The organism is Streptomyces sp. NPDC058457 (assembly GCF_042720695.1).
GTDB lineage: Bacteria > Actinomycetota > Actinomycetes > Streptomycetales > Streptomycetaceae > Streptomyces.
On record NZ_JBHXLU010000067.1, the window covers coordinates 52,557 to 66,426 of the forward strand.

At 68.8% G+C, this 13,870-nt stretch carries 17 protein-coding genes; 11 read left to right on the forward strand and 6 right to left on the reverse strand.

What is annotated here, in order from left to right:
* Positions 1-110: 110 nt before the first annotated feature.
* The 3 genes from ACFWPS_RS37910 to ACFWPS_RS37920 all read right to left on the reverse strand — a co-directional run bounded on the left by ACFWPS_RS37910 (position 111) and on the right by ACFWPS_RS37920 (position 2,291).
* A complete protein-coding gene (locus tag ACFWPS_RS37910) occupies positions 111-677 on the reverse strand; it encodes an NADPH-dependent FMN reductase (protein ID WP_383714062.1) in 567 nt (188 codons plus the stop codon).
* Positions 678-894: 217 nt separating this feature from the next.
* Positions 895-1,572 (reverse strand): NAD-dependent epimerase/dehydratase family protein, encoded by a 678-nt coding sequence (locus ACFWPS_RS37915; RefSeq protein WP_383714065.1) that lies wholly within the window; start codon positions 1,570-1,572, stop codon positions 895-897.
* A 44-nt stretch (positions 1,573-1,616) separates the two neighbouring features.
* Positions 1,617-2,291 (reverse strand): TetR family transcriptional regulator, encoded by a 675-nt coding sequence (locus tag ACFWPS_RS37920; protein ID WP_383714067.1) that lies wholly within the window; start codon positions 2,289-2,291, stop codon positions 1,617-1,619.
* A 152-nt stretch (positions 2,292-2,443) separates the two neighbouring features.
* Here ACFWPS_RS37920 and ACFWPS_RS37925 point away from each other — a divergent pair, with 152 nt between their 5' ends.
* Both ACFWPS_RS37925 and ACFWPS_RS37930 read left to right on the forward strand, forming a co-directional pair.
* On the forward strand, positions 2,444-3,307 hold the full coding sequence (locus ACFWPS_RS37925) for an SDR family NAD(P)-dependent oxidoreductase (protein WP_383714070.1): 864 nt from the start codon (positions 2,444-2,446) through the stop codon (positions 3,305-3,307).
* A 153-nt stretch (positions 3,308-3,460) separates the two neighbouring features.
* Entirely contained in the window at positions 3,461-3,583 is a 123-nt protein-coding gene (locus tag ACFWPS_RS37930; RefSeq protein ID WP_383714073.1) for a hypothetical protein, read from the forward strand.
* Positions 3,584-3,691: 108 nt separating this feature from the next.
* Here ACFWPS_RS37930 and ACFWPS_RS37935 read toward each other — a convergent pair whose 3' ends face one another.
* The gene (locus ACFWPS_RS37935) at positions 3,692-4,918 is read right to left on the reverse strand and encodes an esterase/lipase family protein (RefSeq protein ID WP_383714075.1); all 1,227 of its coding nucleotides are present in this window, start codon (positions 4,916-4,918) and stop codon (positions 3,692-3,694) included.
* A gap of 971 nt (positions 4,919-5,889) precedes the next feature.
* On the opposite strand from ACFWPS_RS37935, the gene ACFWPS_RS37940 reads away from it, so the two are divergent.
* The 4 genes from ACFWPS_RS37940 to ACFWPS_RS37955 all read left to right on the forward strand — a co-directional run bounded on the left by ACFWPS_RS37940 (position 5,890) and on the right by ACFWPS_RS37955 (position 8,559).
* On the forward strand, positions 5,890-6,372 hold the full coding sequence (locus ACFWPS_RS37940; protein WP_383714078.1) for a hypothetical protein: 483 nt from the start codon (positions 5,890-5,892) through the stop codon (positions 6,370-6,372).
* A 145-nt stretch (positions 6,373-6,517) separates the two neighbouring features.
* On the forward strand, positions 6,518-6,922 hold the full coding sequence (locus ACFWPS_RS37945) for a hypothetical protein (protein ID WP_383714081.1): 405 nt from the start codon (positions 6,518-6,520) through the stop codon (positions 6,920-6,922).
* A gap of 304 nt (positions 6,923-7,226) precedes the next feature.
* Positions 7,227-7,481, forward strand: coding sequence for a hypothetical protein (locus ACFWPS_RS37950; protein WP_383714084.1), 255 nt, complete (start codon positions 7,227-7,229; stop codon positions 7,479-7,481).
* Between the two features lie 688 nt (positions 7,482-8,169).
* Positions 8,170-8,559 (forward strand): hypothetical protein, encoded by a 390-nt coding sequence (locus tag ACFWPS_RS37955; RefSeq protein ID WP_383714087.1) that lies wholly within the window; start codon positions 8,170-8,172, stop codon positions 8,557-8,559.
* Between the two features lie 162 nt (positions 8,560-8,721).
* Here ACFWPS_RS37955 and ACFWPS_RS37960 read toward each other — a convergent pair whose 3' ends face one another.
* A complete protein-coding gene (locus tag ACFWPS_RS37960) occupies positions 8,722-9,183 on the reverse strand; it encodes a hypothetical protein (RefSeq protein ID WP_383714089.1) in 462 nt (153 codons plus the stop codon).
* 128 nt (positions 9,184-9,311) lie between these two features.
* A complete protein-coding gene (locus ACFWPS_RS37965; RefSeq protein ID WP_383714092.1) occupies positions 9,312-9,692 on the reverse strand; it encodes a hypothetical protein in 381 nt (126 codons plus the stop codon).
* Positions 9,693-10,012: 320 nt separating this feature from the next.
* Between ACFWPS_RS37965 and ACFWPS_RS37970 the strand changes: the two genes are divergently transcribed.
* The 5 genes from ACFWPS_RS37970 to ACFWPS_RS37990 all read left to right on the forward strand — a co-directional run bounded on the left by ACFWPS_RS37970 (position 10,013) and on the right by ACFWPS_RS37990 (position 13,780).
* Positions 10,013-10,744 carry a DUF6879 family protein gene (locus ACFWPS_RS37970; RefSeq protein ID WP_383714095.1) on the forward strand — a complete coding sequence of 244 codons (732 nt, stop codon included), beginning with the start codon at positions 10,013-10,015 and terminating at the stop codon, positions 10,742-10,744.
* Positions 10,745-10,754: 10 nt separating this feature from the next.
* The gene (locus tag ACFWPS_RS37975; protein ID WP_383714098.1) at positions 10,755-11,594 is read left to right on the forward strand and encodes a helix-turn-helix domain-containing protein; all 840 of its coding nucleotides are present in this window, start codon (positions 10,755-10,757) and stop codon (positions 11,592-11,594) included.
* Between the two features lie 87 nt (positions 11,595-11,681).
* A complete protein-coding gene (locus ACFWPS_RS37980) occupies positions 11,682-12,146 on the forward strand; it encodes a hypothetical protein (RefSeq protein WP_383714101.1) in 465 nt (154 codons plus the stop codon).
* The gene (locus tag ACFWPS_RS37985; RefSeq protein WP_383714103.1) at positions 12,143-12,511 is read left to right on the forward strand and encodes a DUF6415 family natural product biosynthesis protein; all 369 of its coding nucleotides are present in this window, start codon (positions 12,143-12,145) and stop codon (positions 12,509-12,511) included. Before ACFWPS_RS37980 ends, ACFWPS_RS37985 begins: the two co-directional genes overlap by 4 nt.
* A 339-nt stretch (positions 12,512-12,850) precedes the next feature.
* The gene (locus ACFWPS_RS37990; protein ID WP_383714106.1) at positions 12,851-13,780 is read left to right on the forward strand and encodes a radical SAM/SPASM domain-containing protein; all 930 of its coding nucleotides are present in this window, start codon (positions 12,851-12,853) and stop codon (positions 13,778-13,780) included.
* Positions 13,781-13,870 lie beyond the last annotated feature (90 nt).

The window sequence follows — 13,870 nt, forward strand, 5'->3', positions numbered from 1 at the left end:
GGTCCTTCCTCGATATGCCGGCGGGCCGATGGTTCAGGTGAAGAATCGCAGCACGTGCGAACACACACCTGACGGGGACGAACCGGAAGCCCCCTGACCAGGACCAGGGGTCACGCCGGGTCTGCCACTGCGGCCTGTTCCCCGGCCGCCGCCAACAGGCGCAGCACGTCACCGAGCCGGCGGCGGACCTCCGCGTCGTCGATGAGGCCGTCCGCGCCGACCGTTCGCCGGTCCACCGGGATCCTCACGCAGGCCGACTCCACGATGTCGGCACCGGTGTAGCCCAGAACCGCTCGCAGCGTGGCCTCCGCGCCCTGGCCGCGGCCCGGTGTCGCCGCGTTGACCCAGGCCACCGGCTTGTCGCAGATCTCGGTACCACCGACCGTCCAGTCCAGCAGGTTCTTGAACGAACCCGGCAGGGTTCCGGCGTACTCCGGGGTACAGATCAGGATTCCGTCCGCTCCCTCGATCGCCGCCCGCAGCCGCGCCACGGGGGCCGGCAACGGGTCGGTGTCGTCATCCGGGTTGAAATGCGGAAGCTCCGCCAGACCGTCGTACGTGACGGCACGCACCTGGACGGACGGCGCCACGACCTGCGCGGTGCGCAGCACGGCCTCATTGGTGGAACCAGCGCGCAGGCTCCCGGACAGCAACAGAATCACCGGCACAGCGGACATCTGCTCAACCTACTTCCCCGACATTCCCATCGGCCAACAGCACTGCCCGGCAAGGGGGTTCATACAAGTCGGGGCGGCCCAGGTGCCGGAGGCGCCGATGACGGCCCGGGCGACGCCGGTGACGGTGGCGCCGTAGCGGATCTTGCCGCCGAGGCCTTCCCGGTGGCCGCCTTTGCTGTGACTGCCATGAGGGGCGTTGCCCATGGCGAGATGCGCCCTACCTGGGTCGGTCTGCGGCGAGGTGGTTGATGTCGGGGTTGCGCAGTACGTGGGGAGCGGCCCCGTCGAGGCGGGTGACGGCGAGCATGGCCTGTCCGACGGTGTCGGTGGTGGTGACGTGGCGCGGGAAGGCGCGGCGCAGCAATGGGTAGAGGCCCGCGGTGACGCGGTAGAGGGCGCGGTAGAGCGGCGTGCGGGAGGACGCGCCGGCGACGGGCTGGATGTAGCCGGGGCGGAACATGTATGCCCTCATCGGCATGGCCAGGAGTTCGTTCTCGGTGCGGCCCTTGACGCGGGCCCACATCTGGCGGCTCGTGCCGGGTTCGTCGGCGCCTTCGCCGGAGACGTAGACGAAGGTCAGCGAGGGGCTGGCCATGTGCAGGGCGCGGGCCGCGGCGAGGGTGTAGCCATGGGTGACGCGGGTGTATCTCTCCTCGCTCAGGCCGGCGGCGGAGACGCCGAGGCAGAAGAAGCAGGCGTCCAGATCCTTCGACTGCTCTTGGATGGTGGCGTAGTCGGCGAAATCGGTGTGGGCGATCTGACGCAGTTTGGGATGTGCCGACGGGAGGGGGCGGCGGACGACGGCCAGGACCTCGGTGACGGTGTCGTCGAGGAGGCAGGCGCGCAGCGCGCCGTGCCCGACCATGCCGGAGGCTCCGAAGACGATGACGCGCAAGGCTGCTCCCGAGGGTGGAAAGCGGTCGGGTGAGGGTCGTGCTCTCAGCACGAGGCGCGGACGAGTGTGCCTGCGGTGAGGGTGGTCAGCATCTGCCGCAGGGTGGCGGCGAAGTCCATCCTCAGGGCGGCGAGGGAGGGGTCGGCCTCGTACGCGGTGAGCATGGCCTGGGACGGGCGGGCGTGGGTCCACACCGCCCCGATGGTCATGATCGTGAATGCCGCCAGCTCCGGCGCCCGGTCGCCCAGTTCGGGCAGGTGCATGCGGGCGAGAGCGGCGAGTGTGTCGACGTTGGCGAGTGCGGCCTTCTTGTAGCGGGCTGCGACCTCGGGGGAGACGTTGTGTTCGAGTACTCCCGCCTGGGCGCTGAGGAGGTCGCACATCACCCTGCGGTCGGTGAGGGACTCGGTGACAGCGGTGGCGAACTGCTCGCCGCGCTCGCTCGCGGGCGCCTCGCGGTCGATGGCGGCGGACAGCCGGGCGGGAAGCGCGTCCGTCCACTGGGTGCGGGCCCGGTCCAGCAGTTCCAGCAGGATCGCCTCGCGGGACTCGAAGTAGCGCATGACGTTGGACTTGGCCAGCCCGGTGCGACGGCTCAGTTCGTTCAGGCTGACCGCGCTGACGGGCATCTCGTCGAGCATGGAGGCGGTGGTGTCGAGGATGGACTGGTGCCGGATTTCGCGCTGCTCCTCGGTGCGCGCGCGTTGGAAGGACGTCATGGCCCACATACTACAGACTGCCGGTCTTTTGACATGAGACCGGCGGTACCTTAAATTGGGGCAGGCAACAGACCGCCGGTCTGTTCAGCCCGGCGCGGCCTGAGCGGCGGCGCTCGCGAAGCTCAAGCCCAGAAGACCCGAAGGAGTCCCCCATGACCCGCACCGTCGTCATCACCGGCACCACGTCAGGCTTCGGCCTCGACAGCGTGCGCCTGTTCGCGTCCCAGGGATGGAACGTCGTGGCGACCGTCCGCAAGGAGGGCGACCTCGGCCTCCACAGCGACGTGCCGAACGTCAGGACCCTCCTGCTCGATGTCAATGACGAAGCGGCCGACGCCTCGTTCGCCGAAGAGGCCCTTGCGCAGTTCGGCGGCGTCGACGCCCTGGTCAACAACGCCGGCTACTACCACATGGGCCCCGTAGAGGCCTCGTCCATGCAGCAGATCCACGACCAGTTCCAGACCAACGTCTTCGGTCTGATGGCCCTGACGAAGGCGTTCGTGCCGCACTTCCGCACGCAGCGTTCCGGCGTCATCGTCAACGTCTCGTCGATCAGCGCCGACCAGGGCTACCCGTACACAGCCGTCTACGCCGCGTCCAAGGCCGCTGTCGCGGCCTTCTCCGAGGGCCTCAACATCGAGATGGCCGACTTCGGCGTCTCGGTCAAGGCGGTCTTCCCCGGCGCCCACGCCACCCGCATCTTCACCAAGATCGACCAGGCGGGCGGCATCCCCGAGGACTACCAGTCCGGCATGCAGCGCTTCTTCGGCAGTCAGGGCACCGGCTCCAGCCCCGCCGTGACCGCGAAGGCCGTCTACGAGGCCGTCACCGACGGCGAGATCGAGAAGGTCCGCTACTACACCGGCCCCGACGGCGTCGCCATCCCTCGTACCAAGCAGCTCCTGGGCGCCGACTGGTACTGGGAGGAGTTCCGCAACGCCGCCACCGGCAACCCCAGCGACCTGTGGAAGAGCCTCGTCACCCAGGGCACGGAACCCGTCGAATTCACCCTCTGACCCACGAAGCCCACCGAACTCCTCGGGCCCGAGCACGGCACGTAGAACGCGACCACCATCGCGCTGGGCCTCTACACCGCGTACGACCTCGCCGCGACCCTCGCCTCCGTCCCGGCCGGTCACCTGTCCGACCGCCTCGGCGAACGCGGCCCGGTGCTCGTCCTGGCGGCCTGCGGGGTCGCCGTCTTCGCCGCCGCGTACAGCCTGTTCGCCACGACCGGCGCGGCCGTCGCCGCGCTCGCGATCCCGGTCGTGCCCGCCGGGGGGGGCTGGTGAGAGCCACCCACTGTGATCTGCTGACCTGGCCGTACATGTTGCGGACGCCGCCTCATCCCGTCGATGCGAGGAGAGGCGGCGTCCGGTGTTCCAGGGGCGGGCCAGGGGTCAGGCGTCGAACTCCTCGATCAGCCAGGTGCACAGCTCCTCGGTCGGGAGGGTGTGCGGGGTCGTCGTGGACGAGCAGCGGAACGCGTCCACGCCGCTCTGGGAGGGGTCCAGGCCGTCGACCCTGGCGTACAGGTCTTCCTGCGTCTCGAAGTCCAGGATGTCGACCGCGCTGACCGAGGGGACGAAGCACACCTTCGGGTGCCGCAGGTCCGCCTCGCCGCCCGCCTCGATGATCGAGTTGGCGAGGATCTCATACGTCGCGAGCGTCCCGCCCGGTGCGCCGTCCAGCTCCGGGAAGCCGCTGGTCGTAATGGTCTGCTCGTACTCCGGGAACTTCCGGTACAGGTAGGCGACCGTCACGTCGTCACCCTGCGCCTGGGTGTAGAAGGTGGTGCCGGGGTAGCGGACGTCGAGCCGCAGGGCGACCTCGCCCGGCCCGACGTCGGGCAGCCCGATGCCGTCGCCGCGGCCGTTGGAGACGGCGAGCTTGCGCGGGATCTGCGGCCACTGGCCGACCCGCTCCAGCTCGTTCAGCAGCGCCGTGCGCTCGGGGGCCACCCCGGTCTTCTTGGCATCGTTGTCGTAGTGCTGCCACAGCATCTGCCGCGCGGCCGGGCTGTTCATCTGCTGCTTGAAGGGGTGGGGCTGGACGAGGTTCACGTTCGGGAGCAGGTACGCGAACGCCTGGACGCCGACGGGGATGCTCACGCCGCGGTGCGGGGTGTCGAACGAGAAGTACACGCCCGTCTGGTGCTCGTCCTCGTGGAAGTCGGTCTCCATCCGGGCGAGGGTGTAGCGGGTGATCAGCCCGCCCATGCTGAAGCCGCCGACGATCAGCCGCTCGGAGCCCTCGCGCAGCTGGATGGCCTTGCGGATGGTGGCCTCGGCTGCCTTGGAGTTCTCCAGGATGGACGCGGTGCGGTCGTCGAAGCCGAGCAGGATCACGTCCCTGCCGCTGCGCCGGAGTTCGGAGAGGAAGGGATGGTCCTCTCCCTCCAGGAACTGATAGAGCTTGCCGAGGTCGCTCTTGCCGTGGTTGAAGCCGTCGGCGATGATCACCGGCCGGGTGAGGCGGCGGTCGTCACCGGCGTGGAAGACCCAGGCGAAGCCCTTCTCGATTTCGTCCCACACCTCGTGATCGGGGATGTCGATCAGGTGGGTGGGTGCGTCGAGCGGGTCGCCGATCCTGATCGGGCCGATCTCGGGCTCGGTGGTCTCGGACATGGTCGTGCTCCTTGCGGGAGGGGTGGGGGAACGACCACATCATGAGGGGTGAAAAGCCCGGACCACCCGTTTGACCTGCGGAGTTCATTACAAATGATGCAACGCCCGCAGGAAGTGTTTGGCCCGGGGAACATCGGCGCTGCCGCTCGGTGGCGAGGAACCCGGGGCTGGCCGGCTCGCGACCGAGAACACCACGATCGGACCGGTGACGGTCCTGCCGAAGGTAAGTGCCGTCGGTCCACCAGTCAGGGCGGTTCTTGGATGCTGTGACGCAGCGCGGCCCCTCCGAGCTCGGACGCGGTACACGAGCCTGCGCCCTGAGCTGGACCGTCAAATCGCCGGGAAGGCAGCGAAGCTGATCCCACGCTCTCGTCCGGCGGCTGCCGAGTCGTCCGCCCAGGCCCCAACCGATCCACCAGCCGGGGACACATCCGCTCACGCACTGGCTCGAAAACGAAGCAGCGCCCGAGCCGACCGAAGTCGACCCGGGCGCTGCGTAGCAGGTCAGAGGGCGTATCCCCCGCCTACAACCCGTAGGCCGTGTGGGACTCGAACCCACAACCAATGGATTAAAAGTCCTGGCCATGGCATAACGGGTGGTTTCGGACGGTGCTTCGGGGTCCGGAACCACCTGGTCAGGACAGGTTCGGCGTGATCTTCGGTCCGATCTCTGACGGCCGCTGCCATCTCGTCCGCTCACGCATCGCTCACGCAGAAAAGGCTGGCTGAGCAGCGCTTTCGGCGTCCCCGCCGCCTGCTGGACCCAGTCTGCAGCAGATACGTCCATGTCTCCCAGACACCGCTCGTTGGTCGTCGGCGGTGATGGGGCTCATGGCCGCCGTGCCCCGCGCAGCAGGACTCGCCATCCCCTGTGCGCGGGGTGGCGTGCGGGGAACCGAATAAGGTAGGTGGGCGTCCTGAAGGCCATGATCAACGGTGCGAGGATGGCGGCACCCGGGTGGAGACGCGGGGTGGCGGCTTCAGTAGTCCTGGTTGCGGCAGTCGTGGTTCTGGCCGGGTGCGGGAGCAGCACGCCGCAGCCGGTCGGGGATCCTGATCCGGGCGGACGGCTGCTTTCGGCGATCAAGCCGGTGCTTGCCGTCGCCCCGGCGGGGGCGCATATCTCTTCGAGGCACGCGGCCAAGCCGATGTGGGACTCCTGTGACGGGATTGAGTCCACCTACGGCTGGAACGAGCCGACCGTGAACCTGGAATTCACCGGCGGGGGCACAGACGCGCAGGTCGTCGCACATCTGAAGTCAGCCCTGCGAAAGTCGGGCTGGACCTTCGATACCGCGAACTCCGCCCCTACCGGGCCTTGGTACTGGCACAAGACCGTGGCCAGGAACGTCCAGGGCACCGTGCAACTGCTGGGCGGTTCGTCCTTCACCCCCTCCGACTGGGACCTCCAAGCCACCACTCCCCCAGCCACCCGCCCGGTCACCGGCTGTTGAACTGTTCCCCACCTCCTACAACCGCTTGCCGGCGAGTGCAGGAGAACTGAGCACTGCGCGCCCAATCAAGATCATTCACGCAATCGCGGCCAGATCCGATTTCACGAATCCCCATCAACAGCACCCGCACACCCTTGGGGGAACCATGAGAGCCCGCACCGCAATCGCTGCCATCACGGCCGCGCTCGCCATCACCCTCGTCGGCTGCAGCAGCGACAGCAAAACCGACGCTGCCGAGCCGAAGACCAGCGCGCGCAGCAAGCCCGGCGCCGACATCAGCGCCGCCGAGAAGGCCGTCGGCATCCCGCCCGAGCCGACTGCGGTCATGCGCGCCGAACTCCTACGCGCCCTTGCCGCGGCTAACCCGGGCATCGTGAAGTATGAGGACAAGGCCATCGACGCCGCGCGTAACCAGTGCAGCGCGCTCGACAGCGACAAGGCTGACTGGGCCGCTTCCCAGCGCTTCACCTACAAGGACGTCACGACCACCGAGGCGCAGGGCAAGCAGATCAACGAGGCGCTCAAGGGCCTCAACTTCTGCAAGGTCTGACCACACCGCACCATCGGCCCGGCCCTCTCCGACATCGGCAAGGACGTCGCCGATCACGAGTCCCGCCTCCGCACGCTGGAGCACACCATCTGGCGTGCGGCCGGTGGCGCTGCCGTCCTCGGCGCGGGTGCCTGAGTGCTCGCCCAGTTCTCATGCGATGACCGCGGCCCTACTCCCCCTCGGGAGGGCAGCGCCCGGGGTGTTGGCCTCCCCTTCGCCACCTCCCTGCCTGCTGCTTGCTGATCCTTGGCCGTGACCGTACATTCCCGCTCCACGCCGTCCAATCGGGTGGAAAGGAAGTGGGATGAGCGAGTCGTTCGAGGAACTGGAAGACCGGTACAGGGGCGCCCTGAACCGGGTGAGCGAGGCCTATCAGGTGTTGCGGGAGGTGATGGGTGATCCCAAGCCCATTGCTCCTGGGGAAGAGCCTCCGGTCCTGACGAAGGCACATCGCGATGCGCAGACCGAGGCCATGAAGGCGTTTCAGGAGTACGTGCCAGTACGGGATCTGTACTGGGCCACCCGGTGGGGGCGCGAGGGCAACCCGCCGAAGTCCTGACAACGCCGCGCCCGAGCCGGCCCCAGCGGCCGGGCGCCTGGCCGTCGCCTGGCGCAGTGCATCCCATGCGTGCCAGACCTTCGCACGCTGAGCCATCCGCCAGGGCAAACCCCGCGATCAGGCGGAGCCGCACGGAGACTGCCTGGACAGAGTCTCAGCGTGACTGACTCAACGGATAAAGATCACGAACCAGAACGCCCGGACGACTGCCTTGGCCACTGCCTGACACCGGCCGAGAGACGCCGCGCCGTCCTCGGCGACGAGGTCATCGCGCGCATCCACGCCCTCGTGGACGCGGCTCCCGACCCGACGCCCGAGCTCGTCGCGGAACTCCGCCGAATCATGACCAACCCCGCCGGGTCGGCTCCCAAGCCGCCACCAACGGGCCCCTGCTCCACCCGACTCCACGAGTGCGACAGTGCCCGGCCGGATCAGCCGTCCTGCAACGGGGCCCCGGCATGACCCGCGAAGAGCGTCTGGCGATCCTCGGCCCCGACATCGTCCTTCGATCCACGCCCGGGTGAAGGAAGCTCCGGAGCCGAGTGGCGAGGTCGTCGAGGAACTCCGCCGGATCATGGCGCACCCCAGCCGGCGTGTTCGACCAATTCAGCCCGCGGCAGAGGTCGTGTCCCATAAGCAGGTAAGCCGACTGCCGCACTCATCCCGGGAACGCCGCCAAGGGGCCTCGATGCCGAAGAAGAGTGACCGCCGCGTCCCCCTCCCGGCCGGCCTCATCCCGCTGCTGACCCAGCCCGAGCTGGAGACGTACTACGACGTCTCCGACTGGACCGTCCTCCAGTGGATCAAGTGGATCAAGGAGGGCATGCCGGTTGAGCCGGTGCGGTCGACCGGCACACAAAAGGCCATGCGCCGTTTCAACGTGAACGAGGTCAAGGCCCGGCACGCGGCGAACAGACAGGCAGCCGAGGCCCGCTTCGAGAAGCAGGCCCGCGAACTCCATCCGGACGCCGACGACGCGCTGATCGCGAAGGTCGCCCAGAACCTGCGGAAGGCCCACTTCACCCGCATGGGGCTCGCGTCGGCGGCGAAGCGCCGCAAGGCCCGCGACGCGCTCTGAGCACCGAGTTAAACCCGCACCAATCCCCGTCGGCAGCTGCTCCGAATGACCGGTGAGGGCATCAGGAAGCGGGGTCCTCATCCGCCGCCCGGCTGCTGCCGGAACGCTCCAGCCGGGCGACGAGAGACGCGCCAAGCGCGGGTGCCGTTCGCGCATCCGGGGTCAGCAGGCAGACCCGACGGACACCTGCACCTTCTTCAGCCGCTTCGCCGGGGTCGCCTCGGCGTCATAGCCCGGGTTGTCACTCGCATACGCCGCCTCGGTGCAATACCCGGCTCCGGTCGGTGACGTGTGCGTGAGCGACTGGAACGTGGTCTCGCAGAGCACCAGGTCGTAGTTCCCCAGAACCTGGGCACTGTTGGGCAGACCCGGCGTCTTGTACCAGACGATGACGTCACGCGTGGGCGAAGTGTGTGAACACCCCTTCGCCGTATGGGACGGCCTCGGCTTCGCCTTCGACTTGGCCGCGGGGGATGCGCTGTGACTCGGCGCGGTCGCAGCGTGGCTGCTCTGGGTGGCCTTCGGCGTAGGTGAGTGCGCGGCCGCATTATGCGTGGTGGTACCGCTCTTACAGGCAGCGGTCAGCAGCAAGATGGCGGCGATGGGCAGGACGGTACGGCGCACGGAACCCCCCATTTTGTCGGCTGTGCGAAACTGCGGCCACAGTGGCAGCTGTTCACACGATATGGGCGCATATTGCCTGACTTGTGACGCCAGCTGCTGACGTGGCAGTGTCTTCTCCACGATCACCGCTAGCCGCCGGTGTTTGCGGTGATCTCGTTGATCCGCTTCACCACGGCGTTCAAGTGATCGTTGCCGATGGACATCTCGGCGGACATCAGGTCGAACGACGTCTGGTCTTCGCTGGCCGCGCCCACCGTGCATGCCGACGCGGACTTGCCCAGATGATCGAGCGCGAGCTTCCAGCGCTTGGCCAGCGTCTCGTCCGGCATCGGGTCCTCCCCCTGTGCCGCCTCGACATCAGCGGTGAGCTGCGCGCAGCTGGTCTGGAGCGCTGCCAGGTCGACCGGGTGAGAGTCCTTGTCTACCTGGCCCAGGCTCTTCGCGAGGGTGCTGAGCATGTCGGTGCCGCCGGCGCTTGCCCAGGCGCGGACCTTGGCCGCGGGGTCCATGCTGGGGCTTGCGGACGCTGACGTCGTCGGTGGCTGTTTGGGCGTGGTGCTCGCGCCGCCGCAGCCCGTGAGCATGAGAGTGAGAGCGACACCGGCTGTTGCAGTGGCAGTCCTGGCACGCATGGTCCCCCCAAGGGCAGATGAGTCAGATGAGGGATGCTGCTCCGCCGCATGACCTCAAGGATGCGTTGTGGCACTTTCGTGACACGAAGTCACCCACACAGCACGGAGCGAAGCGACTGACGCCCTGTCGCAGATGAACCCGCGGCCACTACGGTGCGCGGCAGATCAGATCACCTCGACCGACGAAGGGACCCGCAATGACCAGGCGCCTGTGGAAAGTCGGCACGAACTCCGGCAACGACGGATGCCCCACTCTCTACACCGAGCCCGGCACCGACGCCTACGTCGTCCAGGGCGACCCCGTCACCGATCCCGCTGAACTCGCGCAGCTCGACCTCGCCGAGGGCGAGACCGCGGTGACCGTGCCTCGCGAACTCCTCGCGAACTTCGGACCGAAGGAGACCATGCACGTGCCCCAGCCCATCAGCTTTGCCGAGTTCGGCGGCATGTTCACCGCACTCCGGCACTCGGCCTGGCGGCTGGAGACCCGCGGCCGGTACGCCGAGGACGAGCAGACGGACACCTACCGGCAGTTCGCCGCCGGCCAGCCCGTCACCTGGGATCTCGACGACCCGTGGTGCACCAACCGGCGCGAGCAGACCGCGGCCGGGAAGCGGTTCGAGCGGGTACGGATCCTTGACCAGCCGCCGACCCCGGGACAGCGGTACCTCCTCGACAACGCCCGCCGGAACACCGCCGTCGGCGAGGACATCCGGGTCCTGGGCCGCGCCCAGGCCGACGACCTCGGCCTGCCGCGTGAGGACTTCTGGCTGTTCGACACCCGCGTGGTCGCCCTGCTCCACTTCGACGAGGACGACGTCATGACCGGCGTCGAGCTGATCACCAACCCGGTCGAGGTGCTCCGCTACGCCCAGGCCCGCGAGGCCGCATGGCACCATGCGATGCCGTACGACCAGTTCAGCGGGTAACTTCCCAAGGGTGACCACGGACTTCCAGCAGGCCCGCGAGGCGCTCGGCCGCCGGCTCCGTGAGCTGCGCGCCGAGCGCACCCAACGGGACCTTGCTGCCCTGCTGGAGTGGCCCCAGGCCAAGGTCTCGAAGCTGGAGACCGGCCGGCAGACCGCCACCGCCGACGAGGTCACCGCCTGGGCTACCGCCGTGGGCGCCCCCGAGACGGCCGGGGAACTCACCGCCCGGCTCCAGGGCCTGGAGACGCACACACGGTCCTGGCGACGCCAGTTGACCGCCGGACACCGCCCTGTCCAGGACGTCCTCACCATCGAGTACGAGCGGTCCACCGAACTCCGGGCTTGGCAGGGCTCCATGGTTGTCGGAATGCTCCAGACCCCGGACTACGCCCGTCACGTCTTCACCCGGTTCGCCGAGCTCCAGCAGTCCCCCAGGGACGTCGAGGACGCCGTCCGGGCACGTGTACGCCGCCAGGCGCTGCTGTGGGAGCCGGACCGGGTGTTCGACATCCTGCTGTGGGAGGCGGCCCTGCACGCCGCCGTGGCGCCCCCCGAGGTGCTTGCCGCGCAGATGGACCGGCTGATGTCCGTCATCGGATTGGATACGGTCCGCCTGGGCATCGTGCCGCTCGGCGCGCAGCTGCGGATCCCGCCGGCCAACTCGTTCTGGCTTTACGACGACCGGCTCGCGATCGTCGAGGACTGGCACGCCGAGCTGTGGCTGGACGATGCCGACACCGTGGCCGTGTACCGGCGGGTGTGGGACACCCTCGCGGGGGCCGCGGTGTACGGGACGCGCGCCCGGCGTCTGATCGCGAGAGCGCGCGCCCAGGTCTCCGACCTAGCGTGAGAATCCCGGCTTATCAGCCGAGCCCGTAGGCGAATATTCGCGAATCAGACTGCGCGCTGATTCGCGCCGCTCCCTACGGTCCTGGTCATGGCCCAACCGACCCGTTCCGTGATGCGGTACGAGGAGGGCGACGCGTGGCTCGCCGACTGCTCCGCGGACCCGAAACTCGTACGTCTGGCGTGGGGCACCGACACCCTCGCCCCCATTGAGTCCGGCACCCGCTGGCTCGTCGCCCAGTCCCGGCTCGTGCACGCCATGCCAGCCCTGACGCGCATCCCCGAGGGGCAGCGCGGCCCGGTCCTCGCGGACGGAAACGGGGATGCCGCGTGGTGGCTCGTGCCGCTCGACGCCGCCGAGGAACTCGCCAATATCCGCACGGTGTCGGTGAAGCCGCACGGCTGGCCGCTGCACTGCCCGTCCGCCGGCCGGATGCTCGCCGGGCAACTGTGGCTGAACCACCCGGATGGCTCGGGCCAACTCACCGACCCCGCCGTACTCGCCGCGGCCCTCGGCCCTGGCGGGTACCGCCACCGCACGGAGGCGCCAGGATGACCGCGGATGTGTCCATGACCGAGGCACAGCAGCAGCTTGCGCCGGACATCGAGACCATGCGGAGAACCGCATCCCGGTTCCTCGCTCCGGACGGCCGCCCCATCCCCAACGGCGACGTCGCGACCCTGGGGACTGCACTGCGCGGGCAGATCGAGGAACTCATCCCCACCATCGAGGCGATGGCCCGCCTGCGCCGGGCGGGAGACATCCCGAGCGCGTGCGCGCTGGCCGGGGTGAGGGAGGCTCGCATGCGTCTGGGGCTGGTCCCCGGCTACAACAGCCCGGGACAGATGACGGTGGCGATGAAACTCGCCCGGTCAGTGACGGCGCTGTGCGACCACTACGAGGATCTCAACGGCGCCTGATGCCAGCCTTCGGGTTCTGCGCCTGGTGCCGCGGCTACACCGCGAACGTGCGGCTGATCCACGTGGAGGATCAGGGCTCGGGGAGCCGTCAGGTCAGTCGGTACGCCTGCCCGGCGCACATTCGGCTGCGCGGCCTCAGGCCGCTCTCGGACGGCCTGGTTGATTCGCCGTCCGGCGAGGTCCCGGCCGTCGGCGGCGAGAGATAGCCGCCACCCGATCACCCGCCTGTCCGGCCGACGCGCCACCACGTCGGCTTCTGAGTCCCCTCCCGCACCGTGACGCGGGAGGTCCGGCGCCCCGACCGAGGACGCCGCATCCAAAACGGGAGGAATACGCGCTATGACGATCGCCCCCGAACACCCCGCCCGTGTGGGAACCCCTGAGTTCCTCGAACTGGAGATCACGGGCCACTGCCAACTCACCTGCGCTTCACACTGCTACGCCGAGGCAGGCCCAACGCGCGACCATGGCAGCATGACCGCCGACGACTGGACGCGCGTCCTCGACCAGGCCGCCGCCGGCGGAACGAAGACCGTGCAGTTCATCGGCGGCGAGCCCACCCTGCACCCCGCCTTCGCCGAGTTCGTCGAACACGCTCTCAGCGTCGGCCTGCGGGTGCAGGTGTTCAGCAACCTCTACCGGGTACGACGCGAGCACTGGGCGCTGTTCTCGCACCCGCAGGTGAGCCTGGGGACCTCGTACTACTCCGACGACCCCGCCCAGCACGACGCGATCACCGGCCGCACCGGCTCCCACGACTCGACCCGGGCCAACATCGTCGAGGCCGTACGCCGCGGCATCCCGGTGAAGGTCGGCATCATCCACATGCGGGACGGCCAGCGTTCCCAGGAGGCCCTCGCTGAGATGCAGGCGCTCGGTGTGAACCGGGTGCACGTCGACAACGTGCGCGCCATCGGCAACGCGGCGAGGACCGGGATCCCGATCCCGTCCACGTCGGAGCTGTGCGGGCGCTGCGCGAACGGCAAGGCGGCGATCCTGCCGGACGGCACGGTCACGCCCTGCGTCCTGGGCCGCTTCCTGCCCGCCGGCGATGCCAAGGCCAGCTCCCTGGCCACGGTGTTCAGCAGCCCACGCTGGGAGCACGTCGCCGCGAGCATCCCCCGCCGGCACCAGGCGGCGTGCACGCCGGACGAGGACTCGTGCATGCCGTCCCCCGGGAAGCAGGTCACGGCCTGCAACCCCGACAACGACGGTTCGGACTGCTCCCCGGCCGAGACGCCCGCCTGCGAACCGTCCTACGACGACTAGTAGTGCTTGGTCAGGTTGATATGGGCTCTGGCATGTCGCGGTGACAGGTGGGGCAGGCGCCGGTCCAGACCGCGAGGAGTAACTGCAGTT